At 60.1% G+C, this 21,236-nt stretch carries 19 protein-coding genes; 9 read left to right on the top strand and 10 right to left on the bottom strand.

Annotation, left to right across the window (positions count from 1 at the left end; genetic code table 11):
• Positions 1 to 169: 169 nt before the first annotated feature.
• Together aroQ and RMV17_RS25630 are read left to right on the top strand one after the other, a co-directional pair.
• A complete protein-coding gene (gene aroQ, locus RMV17_RS25625) occupies positions 170 to 610 on the top strand; it encodes a type II 3-dehydroquinate dehydratase (protein ID WP_102899935.1) in 441 nt (146 codons plus the stop codon).
• A 5-nt stretch (positions 611 to 615) separates the two neighbouring features.
• On the top strand, positions 616 to 1,470 hold the full coding sequence (locus RMV17_RS25630) for a shikimate dehydrogenase (RefSeq protein WP_108227117.1): 855 nt from the start codon (positions 616 to 618) through the stop codon (positions 1,468 to 1,470).
• A 117-nt stretch (positions 1,471 to 1,587) separates the two neighbouring features.
• Here RMV17_RS25630 and RMV17_RS25635 read toward each other — a convergent pair whose 3' ends face one another.
• Positions 1,588 to 2,265 carry a TetR family transcriptional regulator gene (locus RMV17_RS25635; protein WP_311883500.1) on the bottom strand — a complete coding sequence of 226 codons (678 nt, stop codon included), beginning with the start codon at positions 2,263 to 2,265 and terminating at the stop codon, positions 1,588 to 1,590.
• 101 nt (positions 2,266 to 2,366) lie between these two features.
• Positions 2,367 to 4,268, bottom strand: a complete 1,902-nt coding sequence (gene quiC / locus RMV17_RS25640; protein ID WP_311883502.1) for a 3-dehydroshikimate dehydratase QuiC — start codon at positions 4,266 to 4,268, stop codon at positions 2,367 to 2,369.
• 351 nt (positions 4,269 to 4,619) lie between these two features.
• Between quiC and RMV17_RS25645 the strand changes: the two genes are divergently transcribed.
• Positions 4,620 to 5,957 carry an MFS transporter gene (locus RMV17_RS25645; RefSeq protein ID WP_311883504.1) on the top strand — a complete coding sequence of 446 codons (1,338 nt, stop codon included), beginning with the start codon at positions 4,620 to 4,622 and terminating at the stop codon, positions 5,955 to 5,957.
• A gap of 126 nt (positions 5,958 to 6,083) precedes the next feature.
• Here RMV17_RS25645 and RMV17_RS25650 read toward each other — a convergent pair whose 3' ends face one another.
• The 4 genes from RMV17_RS25650 to RMV17_RS25665 all read right to left on the bottom strand — a co-directional run bounded on the left by RMV17_RS25650 (position 6,084) and on the right by RMV17_RS25665 (position 9,950).
• Positions 6,084 to 6,962, bottom strand: a complete 879-nt coding sequence (locus RMV17_RS25650) for a DMT family transporter (protein WP_311883506.1) — start codon at positions 6,960 to 6,962, stop codon at positions 6,084 to 6,086.
• 99 nt (positions 6,963 to 7,061) lie between these two features.
• Entirely contained in the window at positions 7,062 to 7,877 is an 816-nt protein-coding gene (locus RMV17_RS25655; RefSeq protein WP_311883509.1) for a sugar phosphate isomerase/epimerase, read from the bottom strand.
• Positions 7,878 to 7,879: 2 nt separating this feature from the next.
• On the bottom strand, positions 7,880 to 8,941 hold the full coding sequence (locus tag RMV17_RS25660) for a Gfo/Idh/MocA family oxidoreductase (protein WP_311883511.1): 1,062 nt from the start codon (positions 8,939 to 8,941) through the stop codon (positions 7,880 to 7,882).
• 232 nt (positions 8,942 to 9,173) lie between these two features.
• A complete protein-coding gene (locus tag RMV17_RS25665; protein ID WP_311883513.1) occupies positions 9,174 to 9,950 on the bottom strand; it encodes an IclR family transcriptional regulator in 777 nt (258 codons plus the stop codon).
• Positions 9,951 to 10,127: 177 nt separating this feature from the next.
• Here RMV17_RS25665 and RMV17_RS25670 point away from each other — a divergent pair, with 177 nt between their 5' ends.
• The 4 genes from RMV17_RS25670 (at position 10,128) to RMV17_RS25685 (ending at position 14,718) form a co-directional block, all read left to right on the top strand.
• Entirely contained in the window at positions 10,128 to 11,867 is a 1,740-nt protein-coding gene (locus tag RMV17_RS25670) for an FAD-dependent oxidoreductase (protein WP_311883514.1), read from the top strand.
• Positions 11,851 to 12,684: an aldo/keto reductase gene (locus RMV17_RS25675; RefSeq protein ID WP_311883516.1), complete on the top strand. Its 834-nt coding sequence runs from the start codon at positions 11,851 to 11,853 to the stop codon at positions 12,682 to 12,684. Before RMV17_RS25670 ends, RMV17_RS25675 begins: the two co-directional genes overlap by 17 nt.
• A gap of 192 nt (positions 12,685 to 12,876) precedes the next feature.
• On the top strand, positions 12,877 to 13,764 hold the full coding sequence (locus RMV17_RS25680) for a neutral zinc metallopeptidase (protein ID WP_034153808.1): 888 nt from the start codon (positions 12,877 to 12,879) through the stop codon (positions 13,762 to 13,764).
• Positions 13,765 to 14,718: an alpha/beta hydrolase family protein gene (locus RMV17_RS25685; RefSeq protein ID WP_034153807.1), complete on the top strand. Its 954-nt coding sequence runs from the start codon at positions 13,765 to 13,767 to the stop codon at positions 14,716 to 14,718.
• 143 nt (positions 14,719 to 14,861) lie between these two features.
• Here the strand turns inward: RMV17_RS25685 and RMV17_RS25690 are convergent, their stop codons facing one another.
• From RMV17_RS25690 to RMV17_RS25700, 3 genes are all read right to left on the bottom strand, one after another.
• Positions 14,862 to 15,455 (bottom strand): HAD family hydrolase, encoded by a 594-nt coding sequence (locus RMV17_RS25690; RefSeq protein ID WP_311883520.1) that lies wholly within the window; start codon positions 15,453 to 15,455, stop codon positions 14,862 to 14,864.
• Positions 15,452 to 16,321: an acyl-CoA thioesterase II gene (gene tesB / locus RMV17_RS25695; RefSeq protein WP_034153805.1), complete on the bottom strand. Its 870-nt coding sequence runs from the start codon at positions 16,319 to 16,321 to the stop codon at positions 15,452 to 15,454. The genes RMV17_RS25690 and tesB overlap by 4 nt, the downstream gene beginning before the upstream one ends.
• 111 nt (positions 16,322 to 16,432) lie before the next feature.
• Positions 16,433 to 17,002, bottom strand: coding sequence for a GNAT family N-acetyltransferase (locus RMV17_RS25700; RefSeq protein WP_034153804.1), 570 nt, complete (start codon positions 17,000 to 17,002; stop codon positions 16,433 to 16,435).
• Positions 17,003 to 17,084: 82 nt separating this feature from the next.
• Between RMV17_RS25700 and RMV17_RS25705 the strand changes: the two genes are divergently transcribed.
• Positions 17,085 to 18,005, top strand: a complete 921-nt coding sequence (locus RMV17_RS25705; RefSeq protein WP_034153803.1) for a histone deacetylase — start codon at positions 17,085 to 17,087, stop codon at positions 18,003 to 18,005.
• Positions 18,006 to 18,286: 281 nt separating this feature from the next.
• On the top strand, positions 18,287 to 19,534 hold the full coding sequence (locus RMV17_RS25710) for a TIGR03862 family flavoprotein (protein ID WP_311883524.1): 1,248 nt from the start codon (positions 18,287 to 18,289) through the stop codon (positions 19,532 to 19,534).
• Between the two features lie 361 nt (positions 19,535 to 19,895).
• Here the strand turns inward: RMV17_RS25710 and RMV17_RS25715 are convergent, their stop codons facing one another.
• Entirely contained in the window at positions 19,896 to 21,233 is a 1,338-nt protein-coding gene (locus tag RMV17_RS25715) for a DEAD/DEAH box helicase (protein ID WP_311883526.1), read from the bottom strand.
• Positions 21,234 to 21,236: the final 3 nt, after the last annotated feature.

The following is a 21,236-nucleotide window of genomic DNA, read 5'->3' on the forward strand; positions in this document are numbered from 1 at the left end:
AAGCAAAGCTGTCGTCATATCGACATCAATATTGCTTCTGTGCGATCACCGAACATAAAACGCCACGTCCATTTTTGTTCAATTGACCATGGTAACCATCTAGTACATTTTATCTCCACAGGCTGAAACCCTCGGTCAAAGCCAAAAACAATAAGTGGAGTTACCCCTCATGCCCCCTATCGTTCTGGTGCTCAACGGCCCGAACCTGAACCTGCTCGGCACCCGCGAGCCGGCGACTTACGGTCACGAAACCCTGGCGGATATCTCGGCTCTGTGCGGTCGCGCGGCCGAAGAATTCGGCTTGGCCGTGGAGTTTCGCCAGACCAATCACGAAGGCGAACTGCTTGACTGGATTCACGCCGCCCGTGGCCGTTGCGCCGGGATCGTGATCAATCCGGCCGCGTGGACTCACACTTCGGTGGCGATTCGCGACGCACTGGTGGCCAGTGAATTGCCGGTGATCGAAGTGCACCTGTCCAACGTCCACGCCCGCGAACCGTTCCGTCATCACTCGTTTGTCTCGGCGATTGCCACCGCGGTGATGTGCGGCTTTGGCAGCCATGGCTATCGCTTGGCGCTGGAACATTTCAGCCAGCGGTTGAAGGGGTAACGCGCATGTCTCGCTCTAACGTAATACTCGCCGGGCTGATTGGCGCCGGCATTCAGGCCTCGCGCACGCCGGCGCTGCATGAGCACGAAGGTGATGCCCAAGGTCTGCGTTATCTGTATCGACTGATCGATCTCGATCAACTGAAAATGGACAGCGCCGCCCTGCCCGACCTGCTGCTAGCGGCCGAGCGGATGAATTACACAGGGCTGAACATCACGTTCCCGTGCAAGCAGGCGATCATCCCGCTGCTGGACGAATTATCGCCGGAAGCCAAGGGCATTGGCGCGGTGAACACGGTGGTGTTGAGGGACGGCAAACGTGTCGGCCACAACACTGACTGCCTCGGTTTTGCCGAAGGTTTCCGCCGTGGCCTGAAGGACGCTGCCCGTACACGTGTGGTCCAGATGGGCGCCGGTGGCGCCGGTGCGGCGGTGGCCCACGCATTACTGAGCGAAGGCGTGCAGCAACTGACTATTTTCGATGTCGACAGTGAGCGCGCCGGGAGCCTGGCGAACAATCTCAATGAGCATTTCGGCTCCGGTCGCGCGGTGGCCGGCCATGATCTGCCGAGCGCGTTGAATGAAGCTGACGGGCTGGTGAATACCACGCCAATGGGCATGGCCAAACTGCCGGGCATGCCGGTGCCGGTCGAGCTGCTGCGCAAAGAATTGTGGGTGGCGGAGATTGTGTACTTCCCGCTGGAAACCGAACTGCTGCGTAACGCCCGTGCACTAGGTTGCCGGACGCTGGATGGCGGCAATATGGCGGTGTTTCAGGCAGTGAAGGCGTTTGAACTGTTCAGTGGCGTGGTGCCGGATGCGCAGCGGATGCTCGCGCATTTTCAAAGCATGAATGGTTGAAGATCAACCTTATCCCCCTGTGGGAGCGAGCTTGCTCGCGAAAGCGGTATATCAGTCAGCAGAGGTATAACTGACCAGACGCTTTCGCGAGCAAGCTCGCTCCCACAAAGGTCGGTGTCAGGCTTGCAGATAGCGCAGCACCGACTCGCAAATCATCTCGCGATGCCGCTGCTTGATGCTTTCATCGGGCAGATCGATCTGGAAAATCTCGCCAAATGTGTGCCGGTTCGACACGCGATAGAAGCAGAACGAACTGATCAGCAAATGCACATCCAGCGCATCCAGCCCTGCACGGAACACTCCCTCTTCGGCGCCACGACGCAGAATCTCGCCGAGTGAATCAAGAATGGTGTTGTTCATCGCCTTGATCGCGTCGGAACGCTTCACGTATTCGGCGTTGTGGATGTTTTCGATGCTGACGATACGCACGAAATCGACGTTGCGGTCGTGGTGATCGAAGGTGAACTCCACCAGTCGCCGAATCGCCTCCACCGGCGCCAATTCGGCCAGATGCAGACGGTTTTCGGTGCTGCGGATATCGCCGTAAAGCTTTTCCAGCACCTCGACGTACAACTGCTCCTTACTGCCGAAGTAGTAATAGATCATGCGTTTGGAGGTGTGGATGCGCTCGGCGATCGCATCGACGCGGGCACCGGACAAGCCTTGCTGGACGAACTCGACGATTGCCTCCTGCAAGATGTTCTCGCGGGTCTTTTCCGGGTTGTTCTTGCGACTCTTGCGCGGCTCTACAGCGGAAACGTCAGGAGCTGCGGAAAGTTCTGTATTCATCGTCATTGCGGGCTCACGGCCATCACTGCACAGGCGGCGATTATGGGCCGCGCAGCACAGTGAAGGAAGCCGCGCGGCCCGTGTTTAATCCCGCGTTTACGAATTTCCTACAACTTCGCCTGGCGCACTGCACCACTGCGAGATTTGGCCATCGCCGCCAGACGCACCGCGACGTTCGCCGCGCCATACCCGGCATAGCCGTTCTTGCGCTGGATGATCTCGAAGAAGAAGCGCCCTTCGAACGGTTCGGTGTAGACGTGGAACAGCTCGCCGCCCTGCGCATCACGGTCGTACAGAACGTTGTAATAGGCCAGTTCACTTAGAAATTCGTCGTCGAAATCGAAACGCGCGGCGAGATCGTCGTAATAGTTGAGCGGAATATCCAGCAACGGCACACCAGCCTCTTTGGCGCGGCTGACTTCGGCGAAGATGTCGTCACAATCGAAGGCGATGTGGTGCACACCGGAGCCACGATAACTCGACAGCGCATGGGAGATCGCGGTGTTGCGGTTCTCGGAGATGTTCAACGGCAAGCGGATCGAACTGTCGCGACTGCGCAGTGCGCGGCTCTTCACCAGCCCGTACGGGTCGGGCAGTACCACTTCATCGTCCGCCTCGAAATCCAGCAGGCTCTTGTAGAACAGCACCCAACTGTCGAGGCTGTCGGCCGGCAGTGCCATGGCCATGTGGTCGATACGCTTGAGACCGCCACGGGCGGGCGCATCTGCCAGCAGATTGAAATCGGTGCCGTAGACATCGGCGTGCTCATCCACCAGATAAATCAGGCTGCCGTCCGGTGCGCGCACCGCCGCCAACTCCAGTTCATTGGGGCCGACCAGTCCACGATAGGGCTGACCTTTGTAAGCGACGGCGCGGGCCAAGGCACTGGCGCTGTCCTTGACCCGCACAGCGGTGGCGCACAGTGACGGGCCATGAGCCTCGAAAAAGCTGTGAGCAAACGAATACGGTTCGGAGTTGAGGATCAGGTTGATGTCGCCCTGACGCAGCAAGCTCACACTCTTGGAGCGGTGCTGCCCGGCCTTGACGAAACCGAGGCGCTCCAGCCAGTTCGACAACTTGGCGCCGAGGCTTTCATCCACGGCGAACTCAAGAAACTCGATGCCGTTGTACTCGCTGGCCTTCGGTGTTTCGAAGAGGATTTCGCGATTGGCCACAGGCTGGGCTTCCTGCTCCAGACGCTGGCGAGTCTTCTCTTCCAGATACAGCAGCGAACGCAAACCGTCGGCGGCATTCGCCCGTGGCGGCGCGGCGCGGAAGCCGTCATTGAAGATTTCCAGCGACAACGGCCCGGTGTAACCACTCTGGATGATCGGCGCGAGGAACCCCGGCAAATCGAATTCGCCCTGTCCCGGGAAGCAGCGGAAATGTCGGCTCCACTCCAGCACATCCATTTGCAGAATCGGTGCGTCGGCCATTTGCACGAAGAAGATCTTGTCGCCGGGAATGTCGGCGATAGCGCGCGGATCGCCCTTCAACGACAAGGTATGAAAGCTGTCGAGCAACACGCCCAGGCTCGGGTGATCGGCCTGACGCACGATGTCCCAGACCTGTTGATAAGTGTTGACGTGACGGCCCCATGCCAGCGCTTCGTAACCAATGCGCAAACCGCGCTTGCCAGCGTGTTCAGCGAGCAGGCGCAGGTCATCGACCAGAATTTGTTGGTCGCCGACGCTGTCGGCCGAGGCATTGCTGCAGACCAGCACCAGATCGGTACCCAGTTCCTGCATCAGGTCGAACTTGCGTTCGGCGCGCTCAAGATTGCGCGCCAAGCGATCGCGGCGGCAGCCTTCGAAATCGCGGAACGGCTGAAACAGAGTGATGGCGATACCGAGATCGGCGCACATCTGTTTAATTTCCCGTGGACTGCCGTCGTAGTACAGGAGGTCGTTTTCAAAAATCTCCACCCCGTCGAACCCGGCGGCGGCAATGGCTTCGAGTTTTTCCGGCAGGGTGCCGCTCAAGGAAACGGTGGCAATGGAACGCTGCATGTTTCAACTCCCGGACTGCGCCGCTTTAATGTAGGAGCTGCCGCAGGCTGCGATCTTTTGATGTTGCTTTTCAGATCAAGATCAAAAGATCGCAGCCTGCGGCAGCTCCTACATGGGATAGGTTTTTATAGTGAGGGAAATTATTGGCTGCATCGAACGCGGCAGCAATTTAAAGTGTACTACCCGGTTAGTTTTGCGTGCGATTATCGAACACAATGGCGGTTTGGCGAATTGACGATTTTTCGTCCACTGCCCAACATCGACCGCACATTGAGTCCGGATCTGAACCACCGGTCGCAGCGTGCACAGAAAAAGCACACCAAATAACAAATCCAAAAACGGGTGGAACACATGATTCCTTCACAGACTTCCCGCATGGCTCCGGCCATGAGCACTGCCACGGGTGGCATCGGCGACAAGATCCGCGGCGCCATGGCTGTCGGCAAGACCCGTTGGGGCATGCTGGCGCTGGTTTTTTTCGCCACTACCCTGAACTACATCGATCGCGCCGCCCTCGGCGTCATGCAGCCCATCCTCGCCAAGGAAATGAGCTGGACGGCGATGGATTACGCCAACATCAACTTCTGGTTTCAGGTTGGCTACGCGATCGGCTTCGTCCTGCAGGGCCGCCTGATCGACAGGGTCGGAGTCAAACGCGTGTTCTTCTGCGCCGTGCTGCTGTGGAGCCTGGCCACCGGTGCCCACGGTCTGGCGACTTCGGCTGTTGGTTTCATGGTCTGCCGGTTCATCCTCGGCCTGACCGAAGCGGCAAACTACCCGGCCTGCGTGAAAACCACGCGCCTGTGGTTCCCGGCCGGCGAACGTGCAGTGGCCACCGGCATCTTCAACGCCGGCACCAACGTTGGCGCGATGTTCACGCCAATGCTGCTGCCCCTGGTCCTGCACGTATGGGGCTGGCAAGCGGCGTTCCTGTGCATGTCGGCACTCGGCGGGATCTGGCTGTTGTTCTGGGGCTTGAAGTACTTCAACCCGGAAGACCATCCGAGCGTTAAGCAGTCCGAGCTGGACTACATCCAGAAAGAAGTCGAACCGGAACAGGCTCGTGTGCCCTTCTCGAAAATCCTCCGTATGCGTGGCACTTGGGCCTTCGCCCTCGCCTACTCGCTGACCGCGCCGGTGTTCTGGTTCTACCTGTACTGGCTGCCGCCGTTTCTCAATCAGCAATACAACCTGGGCATCAACGTCACCCAGATGGGCATTCCGCTGATCATCATCTACGTCACGGCTGACTTCGGTAGCGTCGGCGGGGGCATCTTGTCTTCGTTCCTGATCGGTCGCGGGATGAACTCGATCAAGGCGCGGCTACTGTCGATGTTCCTGTTTGCCTGCTGCATCATCGGCGTGGTCATGGCGGCTGGCTCTGCCAATCTGTGGGTGGCGGTGGCTGCGATTTCTCTGGCGATCGGTGCGCACCAGGCCTGGACGGCGAACATCTGGAGCCTGGTGATGGACTACACGCCCAAGCACATGATGAGCACGGTGTTCGGTTTCGGCGGCATGTGTGCGGCGATTGGCGGGATGTTCATGACCCAGATCGTCGGCCACATCCTCACCGTCACCAACAACAACTACACCGTGTTGTTCACCTTGATCCCGGCGATGTACTTCATTGCGCTGACGTGGATGTACTTCATGGCACCGCGCAAGATTCCTACCATCACCGAGTAATCTGCCTACACCCGGCTTCCTTGTAGGAGCTGCGGCACGCTGCGATCTTTTGATCTTGATGTTGAAGATCAAAAGATCGCAGCCTCGTTTCACTCGTCAGCTCCTAAACAGGGGTTTGCGTATCCCTCAACGACGGCTTTGCTGCCACGCTGCCGCCAGTCCGCTGCAACAGATCACCGCAATGCCGACAATCGTCAACAAGCTCGGCGTGTGATTGAACAGCAACCAGCCCAACAACCCCGCAAACACAATCTGGCAATAACCGAACGGCGCCAGCAGTGCGGGTGCGGCATGGCGGAACGCCTGGGTCAGAAACAAATGCGCAGTCATCCCGCAACTGCCCAGCGCCAGCATCAGCCCGGCGTGGGTCAGCGTCGGTACCTGCCAGAAGAACGGCACCAGCGCACTCATCACCAGCGTGTTACACAACCCGGCGAAAAAATTGCTGGTGGTCGGGCTGTCCACTTCGGCGAGCTTGCGCGTGAGCAATTGATAGAAACAGAAAAACAGCGCCGAGCAGAACGGCAGCAACACCGCCGGGGTGAACAATTCACCGCCCGGGTGGACGATGATCAGCACGCCGATAAAGCCGCAGATCACCGCGATCCATTGCCCGCGCGTCACTCGTTCCTTGAGCAGCGGCACCGACAATGCGGTCACCAACACTGGCGCAAGAAAGTTGACCGCCGTGGCTTCCGCCAACGGGATGTACAGCAGCGCCGTGGTGAAAAACAGGCTCGTACCGAGTAGGCAAAGTGCTCGGGTCAACTGCCATAACGGCTTCTTGGTGCGCAGGACGCGCAACCCGGATTGCGGCAGAAAAATCCCCGCCATCAGCAGTGTGTGCACCAGATAGCGCGCCCAGACCACCATCACGATCGGATAGAAACCGGACAGGTATTTCGACAGCGCGTCGTGACTGGAGAACAGGAAGGTTGCCACGACAATCAGCAAGATCCCCTTGAAAGGTTGGTTGACTCCGGAGAGCGGGGTGCTGACGGTCATTGGATTTCCTTGTGGTGCCGTAAAAAATCAAAAGCTGCGCAGGCAGCCTCGCCTCCCCCTGTGGGAGCGGGCTTGCCCGCGATAGGTGCGCAGCACCGCTTACAGCCGCGCCAACAATTCCCGGGTTCTGTCGATCGCCATCTGCGCTCGCTTTAATCCGCTCACGCCCTGCTCGAGCAGTTTCACCGTGGGAATTTCCAGACTCAGTGGAATATTAGTCGGCAGCGCTTTCAACAACCCGAGCAGATCGCAATCGCCCTCGCCGGGAAACCGCCGCTCGTTGCGCGCCTGACGCAAGATCTCGGCCATGTCTGACGGTCGCGGCCCCGCGACATCACATAACTGTGCATAACGCAGGCGCGACACCGACACTTCTGCCAGATCCTCCAAGCGTGACGCCGAACGATCAAAGTGGAACGCATCAACCAGCACCGCAGCGTTTTCCCGATCAGCGTTCTCGACAATGCGCAGCGCTTGTTCGAGGTTGCGCGCATCGGTCCAGGGCATGAACTCCAGATGCGGGTGCAACCCGTAAGGCGCGGCCAGATCGCACAGCGCCGCAAAGTTATCGGTGAGCCGCTGTTCGTCAGGATCGTTACCGGCAACCAGCAATTCGGTAGCGCCAAATTCCGCACCGACCGTAAGAAGTTTCTCGAAATCGGCGACGTCGGTTTGCGGCTTCAGACGCAGGATTTCCACGTCGAGCACGCGAATTCCGGTATCCCGCAACTGTGCCAACGTCTGCCGCCGCAAATCACCATCGGCGACCAACGGGAAGTGATATTCCTCAGGTGTTGCCGGTTCCAGACGCAGGCCAACATGGCTGTAACCAGCACGTGCAGCGACTTCGACCATTTGCGGTGGCGATAACTCCAGCACGGTAAGGCTGGCCAATGAGAGGATTCGTTCACTCATGTTCAAGCCTCGATCAGTGCAGGGGCGCTGGCTCGACCGGTAGCGGCGGCCTCGCGAATGGCTTCAATCAGCGCAAGGGTGCGGGCGCCATCGGCCGCGCTGACCAGTGGCTCGACTTCACGCCGCGCCACGCGTACGAAATGCTGTAACTGCAAGCGTAAAGCTTCTTCACCGTTGTAGGACTCTTCGACCACTAGCAACGGTTCATGCCAACCGGCGTCGACCTGATCGGCGGCGTAATGCCAGCGTTTGAGTTGCGGAATGCTCAAGGCGCCGGCAGTCCCCGCCAGCAGATAGCACGGCTGATCGGCCTGGCGCGGATATACCGGGTTCTCGCCGGAATCCAGCTCCCAACTCCACGGCGCGGCGACCGCGTCGGAACCGCACAATGTGCCCAATGTGCCACCCTCGAATTGCAGCAACACCGCCGCGCTGTCTTCGTTGGCGAAACCGCGCACTGAGTTGTCAGTGATCGCTTGCACCGAGCGCACTTCACCGCACAGGTGACGCAGCAGATCGAGGTCGTGAATCAGATTGGTCAGCAACATCCCGGCGCCCGGTTCGCGGCGCCACGGGATCTCGAAATAACTGTCGGGTTTGCGCAACTGAAACAGCGCGGTGACCGTGGTCAAACGCCCGAGCGCTCCGCTCTGTACCAACTCATGGGCGCGTACGATCAGCGGGTTGTGGCGCCGATGATGGCCGACCAGCACCGGCACGCCGCTGCTTTTGACCGCCGAGACTAGCTCGCGCGCCTCATCTAGGTGCACCCCGACCGGCTTCTCCAGAAGCACCGGCACACCCGCCGCCAGACAATCGAGCGCGGTGCTGACGTGTTGATTATTCGGATTGGCGACGATGACTGCGTCTGGCCTGATCTGCTCGAGCATCTGACGGTGATCGGCGAAATGCCTGATACCCCATTCAGCCGCAAGCCCTGCTGCTTGCGGCCCCGGATCAGCCACTGCGCACAGCGTCGCTTCGTTGAGGGTTTGCAGATGCCGATAATGTTGCTGGCCCATGTTGCCGGCGCCGATCAAGGCGATTCGAAGGGGCGAATTCAAGGTGCGGTCCTCTTGTGATTGTTCTCGGAATAACACTCCGCAAACAATTTAGAACCGAGTTCCAGAATCAAACACCCATCAACCGCAAAACCGTGCGAACACCGCACAAATTCACGCCAACCGAATATCCATGTAGGAGCTGCCGAAGGCTGCGATCTTTTGATTTTGCTATTGAAAGACAAGGTCAAAAGATCGCAGCCTTCGGCAGCTCCTATCGGGGATTTTCGGCGGATTAGATAAACAGTTCCGAGGCCAGGCTTGCTGCTGATAATTCCTCGGTGAAGGTCAGCAACAGCGGCGCCAGCTCATGCAACCGCGCCCCCGGCATCCGCGCACTCGGCCCGGCGATACTCAGCACGCCAATCACCCGACCATCCGTTGGATGCTTCACCACCGCCGCAATCGCCGAAGTCCCCACGGCCGAACTCTCCTCGACACAGGCATAGCCCTGTTCACGGGCCAGGCGCAGTCGCTCGAGCAATTCAATATTGGAGCGCGGCGCATTCGGCCCGACACCCACCGGCACCTCCGCCGCCTGCCGCTCGACCAGCGACAACGCCTCGGCGTCACTCATGCACGCCAGCCACGCATGCCCGGAGGCGGTGTAGAACAGCGGCGCATCGCGGCCCATGTCCGGGTCATAACGCAGACCGGTGCGCGCGCCTTGTGCCTTGGCAATCCAGGTCTGGCGCTCGCCATCGATCACGCCCAAACGCACCAGTTCACCGGTTTCCTGCGCCAGTCGATCAAGCACTGGCTGGACGATATCGGCGCCGCTGCTCGACAAATACTGGAAGCCCATCGCGACCAGTTTGGTCGACAGGTGATAACGCAAGGTTTCCGCGTTCTGCCGCACATAGCCCAAGCGAATCAACTCGGCGAGCAAGCGGTGCGTTGCGCTTTTGGGGATATCCAGTTGCTCGGCCAGGGTCTGCATCGGTAGCCCGCGCGGATCACTGGTAAGGGCTTCCAGCACACTGAAAACCCGTTCGATCTGACTGCCGGCCATGGGGATATCCAAAGGAAATTTTGCCGATTCTAGAAGACATCAGCGGCAAAGCGAAATCCGGAACCGGTTGTTCGATAACCGCCCGCTTTGTTCAGTCAAGGCTTGTCGCGCTGCGCCATCACTGGTTATTTTCTGGAATCAAATTCCAAAAACAATTCATCGCTGGAGCGTTGTTTGATGTCTGCCGAACTCCCTGATATCGACTGCGACGTATTGGTCGTCGGTTCTGGCGCCGCCGGGTTGTCGGCCGCCGTCACCGCCGCGTGGCATGGCTTGAAAGTCATCGTCGTCGAAAAGGATCCGGTATTCGGTGGCGCCACCGCATGGTCCGGTGGTTGGGCTTGGGTGCCGTGCAATCCGCTGGCCCGTCGGGCCGGCATCGTCGAAGACATCGAACAACCGCGCACCTATTTGCGCCATGAACTGGGCGAGCACTTTGACCCGGCGATGATCGATGCCTTTCTTGAAGCCGGGCCGCGCATGGTCGCGTTTTTCGAGCAGCACACCGCCCTGCAATTTGCCGACGGCAACGCCATTGCCGACATTCATGGCGACACGCCGGGCGCTGGCACTGGTGGCCGCTCGGTCATCGCCGCGCCTTACGATGGACGCAAGGTCGGACGCTTGCTCAAGCGCCTTCGTACAACGATGCGCGAAACATCCTTCATGGGCATGCCGATCATGGCCGGCGCCGATCTGTCGGCCTTCCTCAATCTGACCCGTTCGCTGAAAGCCGCATGGCATGTCGCTCGGCGCTTCACTCGGCACCTGTTCGACCTCGTAGTGCATGGCCGGGCGATGCAACTGGTCAACGGCGTGGCGCTGGTGGCAAGGCTGGCGAAGTCCGCCGAAGACCTTGGCGTTCTGCTCTGGGAGTCGGCGCCTGTGACGGAATTGCTGCGTGATGGCTCGCGCGTCTCGGGGGCTGTGGTCAACACAGGCAAAGGCCCGATCCGCATTCATGCACGCAAAGCCGTAGTACTCGCCGCCGGTGGTTTTGCCAATGACATCGAGCGACGCAAAGCCCTGTTCCCGCGCACGCCGACCGGTCACGAGCATTGGGCGCTGCCACCGCTGGCCGTCAACGGCGATGGCCTGCGCCTGGGCGAAAGCGTCGGTGCACGGGTCAATACCGATGTGGCTTCGCCCGTGGCGTGGGCACCGGTATCGCAAGTGCCACATGCCGACGGCAGCACCGGTCATTTCCCACACATCATCGAGCGCGGCAAACCCGGGATCATCGGCGTGCTGAGTAACGGCCAACGTTTCGTCAACGAAGCCAACGGTTATTACGACTACGTCAGCGCCATGGTCGCTGCTGCGCCGGAAGGTGAAGAAGTCGCCTCGTGGCTGATCTGCACCCACGCCTTTCAACGGCGTTATGGCCTGGGCATATCGCGGCCGTTTCCGCTGCCAGTGTCAGAATTTATCCGTAGCGGCTATCTGAAAACCGGTAACACCGTTGAAGAATTGGCCCTTGCCTGCGGCATCGACCCGAGCGGCTTGCGCCAGACTGTGGATAACTACAACCGCCATGCCTGTCACGGCGAAGACCCGTTGTTCGGTCGCGGCGCAACACCCTACAACCGCAAACAGGGTGATCCGGCGAACCTTCCCAACCCCTGCGTTGCCCCAATAGACACCGGCCCGCTCTATGCCGTGAAAGTCCAGCCGGGCTGCTTCGGCACCTTCGCCGGACTCAAGGTCAATCCCCACGCGCAAGTGCTGGATGCCCGCGAACAGCCCATCGTCGGCCTCTACGCAGCGGGTGGCGACATGGCCAGCATCATGGGCGGCCACTACCCGGCGGGCGGGATCAACCTCGGCCCGGCGCTGACTTTCGGTTACATCGCCGCCCGGCACATAGCCGGCATGACTGCTTTCGAACAGGAGATCGACCATGCAGCACATCGTTAACGCCCAAGGTTTGAACATGCCGAAACTCGGCCTCGGCACCTGGCCGATGCTTGGCGACGAATGCACCCGCGCCGTGGAGCAAGCGCTGGAACTGGGTTATCGACACATCGACACGGCAGCGGCCTACAACAATGAAGACGCCGTCGGACAAGCACTGGCGAATACGCCGACACCGCGCGAGCAGATTCATGTCACCAGCAAGGTCTGGTGGGATCAGTTGCAACCCGACGCGATGCGCCATTCCATGGACCGCAGCCTCACTGCCTTGCGCAGTGACTACGTCGACCTGTTCATGATTCATTGGCCGACCACCGACTGGGACCTGCCACGCACCCTCGCCACGCTGGCCTCCTTCAAGGAGCAAGGCCTGGCGCGCAACATCGGCGTGGCGAATTTCCCGCTGCCACTGCTGCGCAAAGTCGTCGAGGAATACGGCATCGGTCTGTCAGCGATTCAGGTCGAGTACCACGTCCTTCTCGGCCAGAACGCCCTGCTCGACTACGCCCGTCAACACGACATGGCACTGACGGCCTACACCCCCCTGGCGCGCAATAAGGTCTCGGACATCTCGCAGATCCAACAGATAGCCAACAAACACGGTGTGTTGCCGACCCAGGTAGCGTTGAAATGGTTGCTCGATCAGCCGAATGTTGCGGCCATTCCCAAGGCCAGCAGCCGCGCCAATCAACTGGCCAACCTCGCATCGCTGCAGGTCGAACTCGACGATGAAGACCGCGCATTGATTGCCGCGCTATCGAAGCGCGAGCGTCAAGTCAGCCCGGATTTCGCCCCCGAGTGGGATGCGTTTGATCGCTGATTAATGATCCGGCGATAGAAATCCTGCGCGGGATTGAATTTGCCGCGCGCCAGACCGTCAATAACAGGCCCGACCTCGTCAGCACGAGGCCGGGCCTGTTTGCATGTGGCCAATAGACGGACGACCGGACTGGCGCCACACTCACACAACAGCAACACTCATCACCACCCGATACACACAGAGGATTCCCACATGCTATGGAAAAAAGGCCGACGCAGTGACAACGTCGTCGATGCCCGTGGTGATGATGCCGGCGGCGGTGGCGGTATGCGTTTCGGCGGCGGCAAAGGCCTGAGCCTTGGAGCAATTCTGCTGATCGTCGGTATCGGCTGGATCACCGGCCAGGACCCAATGCAGATCCTCGGTCAGCTCGCCGGGCAATCCACCCAACAATCGGCGCCGACCTCGCAAACCCGTCAGGCACCGCCGGCCAACGATGAACAGGCCGAATTCGTCCGCTCGATCCTCGGCGATACCGAAGACACCTGGGGCGCGATTTTCCAACAGGCCGGGCGCCAATATAAAGACCCGACTCTGGTGCTGTTCAGCAACCGGGTCAATTCCGCCTGCGGTCTGGCCACCTCGGCCACCGGCCCGTTCTACTGCCCCGCCGACCAGAAGGTCTATCTGGACATGGCGTTCTTCCAGGAAATGTCGCAACGCTTCAAAGCGGCGGGCGACTTTGCCCAGGCCTACGTGATAGCGCATGAAGTCGGACACCATGTACAGACGCTTCTCGGCGTCTCGGCGAAAATTCAGACAGCCCGTCAGCAAGGTCGGCAGATGGAAGGTGATGGCGGTTTGCTGGTGCGTCAGGAATTGCAGGCCGACTGCCTCGCCGGCGTCTGGGCCTACAGTGCGCAGAAGCGTTTGAACTGGCTGGAACCGGGCGATATCGAAGAGGCCTTGAACGCGGCAAACGCCATCGGTGATGATCGCCTGCAACAACAGGGTCAGGGCCGTGTGGTGCCGGACTCGTTTACCCACGGTACGTCGGCGCAAAGGGTGCGCTGGTTCAAAACCGGATTCGCGCAGGGCCAGGTCGGCCAGTGCGACACCTTCGCGGCGAAAAACCTGTAAATGCATAAATGGCTTTTGGCGTTACTGATTGTTGGCAGCACTGCGCAAGCCGCCGGTGTCGATGCGATCAGCCCCGGTCGTTTGCAACTCAAGGCCGGGGAAATGGCTGTGGGCATTGGTCCTGCGCCGGAGAAAATCGAGCGCGTGCTGATCGTCATTCATGGCCGACTACGCAACGCCGAGACCTATCGCAAAAGCGCCGAAAGTGCGGCGGAGCTGGCGGGACAAACCGCTCATACGCTGGTGATTGCCCCGCAGTTTCTCAATGAAAGCGACGTGGCCCTGTATTCGTTGCCGCCGACCTTGCTGCGCTGGCAGGGCAATGACTGGATGGGCGGCGGATTATCCACAGGGCCGAACCCATTGAGTTCCTACGCCGCGCTCGATGAGATCGTCGCGCGGATCAGCGATCGCAAACAGTTTCCCGACGTGAAGCAGATTGTGATCTTCGGCCACTCTGGCGGCGGCCAGGTGGTGCAGCGTTATGCCCTGCTGGCCAAGGATCAGCCAGCGTTGAAGGCCAACGGCATTCGCCTGCGCTATGTGGTGGCCAATCCGTCTTCCTATGCGTATTTCAATGAGCAACGGCCGGTGGCGTTCGATCACGCCAAGTGCGTAGGCTTCAATCGCTGGAAGTACGGTTTGTCGGACATGCCGGTGTATGCCGGTGGGCAAACGCCGTTGCAGCTTGAGAGCAGTTACGTCAAACGCGAGGTGATTTATCTGCTTGGACAGCAGGACGTCGATCCCAAGCATCCAGCCCTGGACAAGGGTTGTGAAGCCGAAGCGCAGGGTGCGTATCGCCTGGAGCGTGGCAAGTTTTACTTCGGTTATTTGCTGCGCCGCCATCCCGAGGGCGTCAATCAGCGGCTGGTGGAAGTGCCCGGGGTCGGGCATAACGGCGATGGCATGCTGACCTCGCCGGAGGGGCAGAAGGCGTTGTTTGAACAGTAAGTTGTGCGGTGGATGATCTGGCCTCTTCGCGAGCAGGCTCGCTCCCACATTGGATTGATGCATTGCACAAAATCTCTGTGCACTGAAGATCTAATGTGGGAGCGAGCCTGCTCGCGAAGGCGTCTTTCCAGACAGCAAAAATCTCAGGCCAGCAGCATCCGCCGCAACTCGACACAATCCTTTGCATGCCAATCGGTCAACTCCGGCCAAGGGTTTTCCGGCAGATTCACCAACACCGTCTGCGCCCCCGCCGCTCTCCCGCAATCCAGATCAAAGCGGTAATCACCGACCATCACCATCTCGCTGGCCGGCACGTCCCAGGCATCTGCCAGTTTCAGCAAGCCACCCGGATGCGGCTTCGGCGGCGCTTCGTCGCGGCCCAGTACATCGTCCACCGCGAAACAGTCGGCCAAACCAATCGCTTCCAGCGTCACGTGCGCCAGTTCCCGCGCGTTGCGGGTCAGAATGCCGAGGCGATAACCGCGCGCATGCAGGTCTCGCACCAGCTCCACCGCCCCGGCGGCCGGGGTCGAGCCCAACGCCAGATCGCGCTCGTGCTCCAGCAACCAGGCATGTTTCGCCGCCGCCTCATCCGCCGGCAATGCAGCGAGATGAGTGAGGATGTCGTCCTCCGGCGGAATCGCCAGCGCCACGCGAATCGCCGCAAAATCATGCACGGCGACGGTCAACGTGCCGTCCATATCGAACACCCAGTGCTTGACCTCTTTCAGACTCATGCCCAGTCCTTGCGATGGCGGATCAGGCCTTCCTGCGTCACCGAAGCGACCAGTTGCCCGGCGCGGTTGTACACGCTGCCACGGGAGAATCCACGGGAATTGCCGGCCCACGGGCTGTCCATCGCGTAGAGCAACCAGTCATCGGCGCGCAGATCGTTGTGGAACCACAATGCGTGATCAAGGCTGGCGACCTGCATGTCTTTCTGCCACACCGACTTGCCGTGGGGCAGCATCGAGGTGGTCAGCAGACCGAAGTCCGAAGCGTAGGCCAGCAAGTATTTGTGCAGCGCAGGAATATCGGCCAGCGCGCCGTCAGCACGAAACCAAACATATTTGATCGGATCGGCCGGTTGCGGGTTGTACGGGTCTTTTTCAGTGACCGGGCGCACTTCGATCGGCTTCGGGCACAGCAGCTTTTCACGCATGTGCTCGGGGATCAGTTGCGCGCGTTGCTGAAACAGCTCCAGCTCCGACGGCAGGTTTTCCGGGCCGACCACTACCGGCATCTGGCTTTGGTGCTCGAAGCCAGCCTCGTCGTACTGGAACGAAGCGCTGCAGGTGAAGATCGGATGGCCCTTCTGGATCGCCGTGACGCGGCGAGTGCTGAAGCTGCCACCATCGCGCACGCGATCAACCGAATAAACCACCGGCAACTTGGCATCGCCCGGACGCAGGAAATAACCGTGCATCGAATGCACATGACGTGTTTCTTCAACCGTCTGACTGGCCGCCGACAGCGACTGACCGAGCACCTGGCCACCGAACAACTGACGGAAACCCAGATCCTGGCTGCGGCCACGGAACAGGTTTTCTTCGATCGGTTCCAGGGTCAGCAGGTCGACCAGATCTTCCAACACTTGGCTCATTCAGACTCTCCTCACACAAAGCACTATGCCGCGCAGTCTTGGCTGCGGCGGCCGATTCAGATTCTGGCGCGGGCCAATGATATGGCGGCCATTGTAAACGTCCGTGTCGGCTTATCCATGCAAGGTTTGCAGCCATTGTTCCCGGGTGATGCGGTAGAGCAGGTGCCTGCACAGCGGATGATCGACGGCCAGTTTCGGGTGATCGAAATCATCTTCCGGGGCGTGATGCATGCCAATCGCCTGCATGACTTTCTCTGAGGGCAAATTGGATTGCGCGGTGAAGGAGACGATTTCCTTCAAGGCCAAGCGATCAAAGCCGCAGCGTAGAGCGGTCCATGCCGCTTCACTGGCGTAACCCAGGCCCCAATGTTCCTTGGCCAGGCGCCAACCGATTTCCACCGCAGGCGTGAACGGTGCATCGAAGCCGACCACGCCGAGCCCGGTGAAACCAATGAATTCGCCGCTGTCCTTGCGCTCCAGTGCCCACAAGCCAAAACCGTGCTCGGCAAAATGCCCGCGCACGCGGCCGATCATCGAAGCGCTTTCCAGTCGGCTCAACGGGGCCGGAAAATAACGCATCACTTGAGGATCGGCGCACATCGCGGCAAATGCCGGCAAATCCTCGTCCTGCCACTGACGCATCAGCAAGCGCGCGCTTTCAAGTTCCAGTATCGGCTCCATCGTGCCCCTCCGTTTCCATGCCGCAAGTCTACATCGCTGGTAGGATCCTTCACTCTTTCCTACGTTCCTACATGAAACCGCCATGCCACTGCCGCTGATCTACCACGAAGACTACAGCCCCGAGTTTCCGGCGGATCACCGCTTCCCGATGGACAAGTTTCGTTTGCTGCGCGATCACCTGGTCGACAGCGGTCTGACCCGCGATGCCGACCTGCTGCGCCCGGAGATCTGCCCCAACGACATCCTCGCCCTCGCCCATGACCGTGCGTATATCGAACGCTACATGAGCGGCGAGTTGTCCCGCGAAGACCAGCGGCGCCTCGGCCTGCCGTGGAACGAAGCGTTGGCACGGCGTACGGTGCGCGCGGTCGGCGGTTCGATTCTGGCGGCGGAAAAAGCCCTGGAGCATGGACTGGCCTGCCACTTGGCCGGCGGCACTCATCACGCGCATTACGATTACCCGGCAGGCTTCTGCATCTTCAATGATCTGGCGATCATCAGCCATTACCTGCTGCAAAGCGGCCGGGTGAATCGCGTGCTGATCTTCGACTGCGACGTGCATCAGGGCGACGGCACCGCGCGAATCCTGCATGACACGCCGGAGGCGATTACCGTTTCCCTGCACTGCGAGAAGAACTTTCCTGCACGCAAAGCGGAAAGTGACTGGGATATTCCACTGCCCAAAGGCATGGGCGATGCCGATTATTTGAAAGTGGTCGATGACACACTCAATTACCTGCTGCCGCTGTATCAACCGGATCTGGTGCTGTATGACGCCGGCGTCGATGTACACAAGGACGATGCCCTCGGTTATCTGCAACTGACGGACGAAGGCGTCGCCGCCCGCGATGAAAGCGTGATGCGCCATTGCCTGGGCCGCGATATCCCGGTGATGGGCGTAATTGGCGGCGGCTACAGCAAGGATCGCCACGCCCTCGCCCGCCGCCACGGCATCCTCCATCACAGTGCGCAACGGGTCTGGCAGTCACACGGTTGTCATTGAGCTGTGCTGCGTTACCCACAATCGCTGTGGAACGGCCTGTGGATAACCTGAGTGAAAGGGACTGCAGGCCATACCTTTCTTGGCCTGCAGCGCACTGACTATTTTTTAACCAAGTACTGAATCAAACGAAAATACCCTTGTGGGAGCGAGCCTGCTCGCGAAGGCGGCGGTACACTCAACATTTCACTGACTGACCCACCGCTTTCGCGAGCAGGCTCGCTCCCACATTGATCTGCGCTGTTAGAATGCGCGCCTTATCCCGCCATACCGCAGCGCATGCCATGATCCAGAACTCCGCCTCCTCCCCCGCTCACGTCGCCATCATCGGCGGTGGCCCCGCCGGCCTGATGGCTGCCGAAGTGCTGAGCCAGGCCGGAATCCGCGTCGATCTCTACGACGGCATGCCCTCGGTGGGCCGCAAGTTCCTGCTGGCCGGCGTCGGCGGGATGAACATCACCCACTCCGAAGCCTACCCGGCGTTCCTCTCGCGTTACGCCGAGCGAGCTCCGCAAATCGCCCCGCTGCTGCGCGGTTTCGATGCCGATGCGCTGTGCACATGGATTCACGATCTGGGCATCGAAACCTTTGTCGGCAGCTCCGGCCGGGTTTTTCCTACGGACATGAAAGCCGCGCCACTGTTGCGCGCCTGGCTCAAGCGCCTGCGTGACAGCGGCGTAGTTATCCACACCCGCCACCGCTGGCTCGGCTGGGATGAACACGGCGCGCTGCGCATCGACAGCCCCGAAGGTGAAATCACCGTCAAGCCCGATGCCACCCTGCTCGCCCTTGGCGGCGGCAGTTGGTCGCGCCTCGGTTCCGACGGTGCGTGGATGCTGCCGCTGGAACAACGCGGCGTAGGACTGGCGCCGTTACAGCCAAGTAATTGCGGCTTCGAGGTCCAGGCCTGGAGCGATTTGATGGTGAGCAAATTCGCCGGCGCGCCGCTGAAAAACATCGCCATCGGTTTGAACGACGACGTTCCACGCTTGGGCGAATGCGTGATTACCGCGGCCGGGATTGAGGGCAGTCTGATTTATGCGCTGTCGGCGCCGATTCGTGAGGCAATCAATCAACATGGCGCGGCGGTTATTCACATCGATCTGCTGCCCGGCCGACCTGTGGATAAATTGCAGACGGCGTTGAGCAAACCACGTGGCTCGCGTTCGATGGCCAAGCATCTGCACAGTCAGGTGGGGATTGATGGGGTGAAAGCGGCGTTGTTGCGTGAGTTGACTGATGCGGCAACCTTCGCCGATCCGGCGCTGTTGTCGCGGGCGATCAAGGCGCTACCGCTGACGTTGGTAAAAACCCGTCCATTGGACGAGGCGATCAGCAGTGCTGGTGGCGTGACGTTCGAGACGATGGATGAGCGTTTGATGCTCAAGGCGTTGCCGGGGGTGTTTTGTGCAGGCGAGATGCTCGATTGGGAAGCGCCGACGGGCGGCTATTTGCTGACGGGGTGTTTTGCCAGTGGGCGGGCGGCGGGGTTGGGTATTGTGCAGTGGCTCAAGTCCGAGGCGTCTGCCTGAACCCTCACCCCAGCCCTCTCCCAGAGGGAGAGGGGGCCGACCGAGGTGTCTGATGTCATCCATCGACCTGAAACACCGAGTCGATTATGGATTCGGCCAGCCAACCGAAGTGTCTGGCGAAGGCCCTGTCGATTGTGGATTCACAGCGGTAGGATCAGGTCGGCGTAATTCCCGAATACCCCCAATCAGCCCCCTCTCCCTCGGGAGAGGGGGCCGACTGAGGTGTCTGGCGAAGCTCTGTCGATTATGGATTCACAACAGAAGAATCAGGTCGGCGTACTTCGGGAGCATCCCCCAATCAGTCCCCTCTCCCCCTGGGAGAGGGCTAGGCGGGCGGCGTTCCGATGAGGGGCTTTTGACTTTAAGGCTTACGCTTACGCGGCCCAGTGTTAAACACCGGCACTTTACGCACAGGCTTGATCGAAGGCTCCGGCGCCTGAGTCTCGCCACTATCAACCCACTTGCCCAGATTGCGCTTGCCGCCACCACCCGAAGCTTTCGGCTTCTTGGGTTTCTTCGGCTTCTTGATCACCTGACCGCTGGCATCGGTGTCCGGCACGCGGTGCTCAGGTTCGAAATCCGGTTCGTTTTGACGTTTCAAGGTCTGGCGCGTCAGCATTTCAATCGCCGACAACATGTTCACTTCATCCGCACAGACCAGCGAGATCGCCTCGCCCGTCGCGCCAGCACGGCCCGTGCGGCCGATACGGTGAATGTAGTCTTCAGCCACGATCGGCAGATCGAAGTTGATCACCAACGGCAGATCTTCGATATCCAGGCCCCGCGCCGCAACGTCAGTCGCGACCAGAATCTGCACTTCACTGAGCTTGAAACGATCCAGCGCACGCTGACGGGTCGCCTGAGGTTTGTCACCGTGGATACCGTCGGCATTCACACCCAGGCCCTGAAGCTTTTCCACCAGTGCATCGACACCATTGCGCGTCTTGGCGAACACCAGCACCTGCTTCCACTTGTTCTTGCGCATCAGGTGCACGAACAGTTCGGCCTTGCGCTTCTTGTCTACCGTGACGATCCACTGCTTGACCGTATTGGCGGCGACGTTGCGCGGGCTGACTTCGATGCTCAGCGGATCGTTGAGCATCTGCCCGGCGAGCAGGCGGATGTCATCGGAAAAGGTCGCGGAGAACAGCAGGGTCTGGCGCTTTTTCGGCAGCATGCGGTAAATGTTCGCCAGTTCTTCGGAGAAGCCCAGGTCGAGCATACGATCGGCTTCATCCAGCACCAGGGTTTGCAGCTGATCGAGTTTCAGCGCGTTCTGGCGGAACAGGTCGATCAGGCGACCGGGCGTGGCGACCAGCACATCGACGCCGCCGCGCAGCTTCATCATTTGCGGGTTGATGCTGACGCCACCGTAAACCGCATAAGTGCGCAGCGGCAGGTTTTCGGCGTACTGGCGCACAGACTCATGAACCTGCTCGGCCAGCTCGCGGGTCGGCACCAGAATCAGCGAACGCGCCGAGTTGGCAGCGACTTTCGGCCCTTCCATGCTCAGCAACTGCAGCAGTGGCAAGGCGAAACCGGCGGTTTTGCCAGTGCCGGTCTGAGCCGCTGCCATCAGGTCACGACCCGCCAGCACGGCCGGAATGGCTTGCGCCTGAACCGGCGTCGGGGTCTGGTAGCCGAGCTTCTCGAGGGAGCGCAGCAAGGGTTCGATCAGGCCAAGGGTGGCGAAAGTCATGGA

The organism is Pseudomonas sp. VD-NE ins (assembly GCF_031882575.1).
GTDB lineage: Bacteria > Pseudomonadota > Gammaproteobacteria > Pseudomonadales > Pseudomonadaceae > Aquipseudomonas > Aquipseudomonas fluorescens_BZ.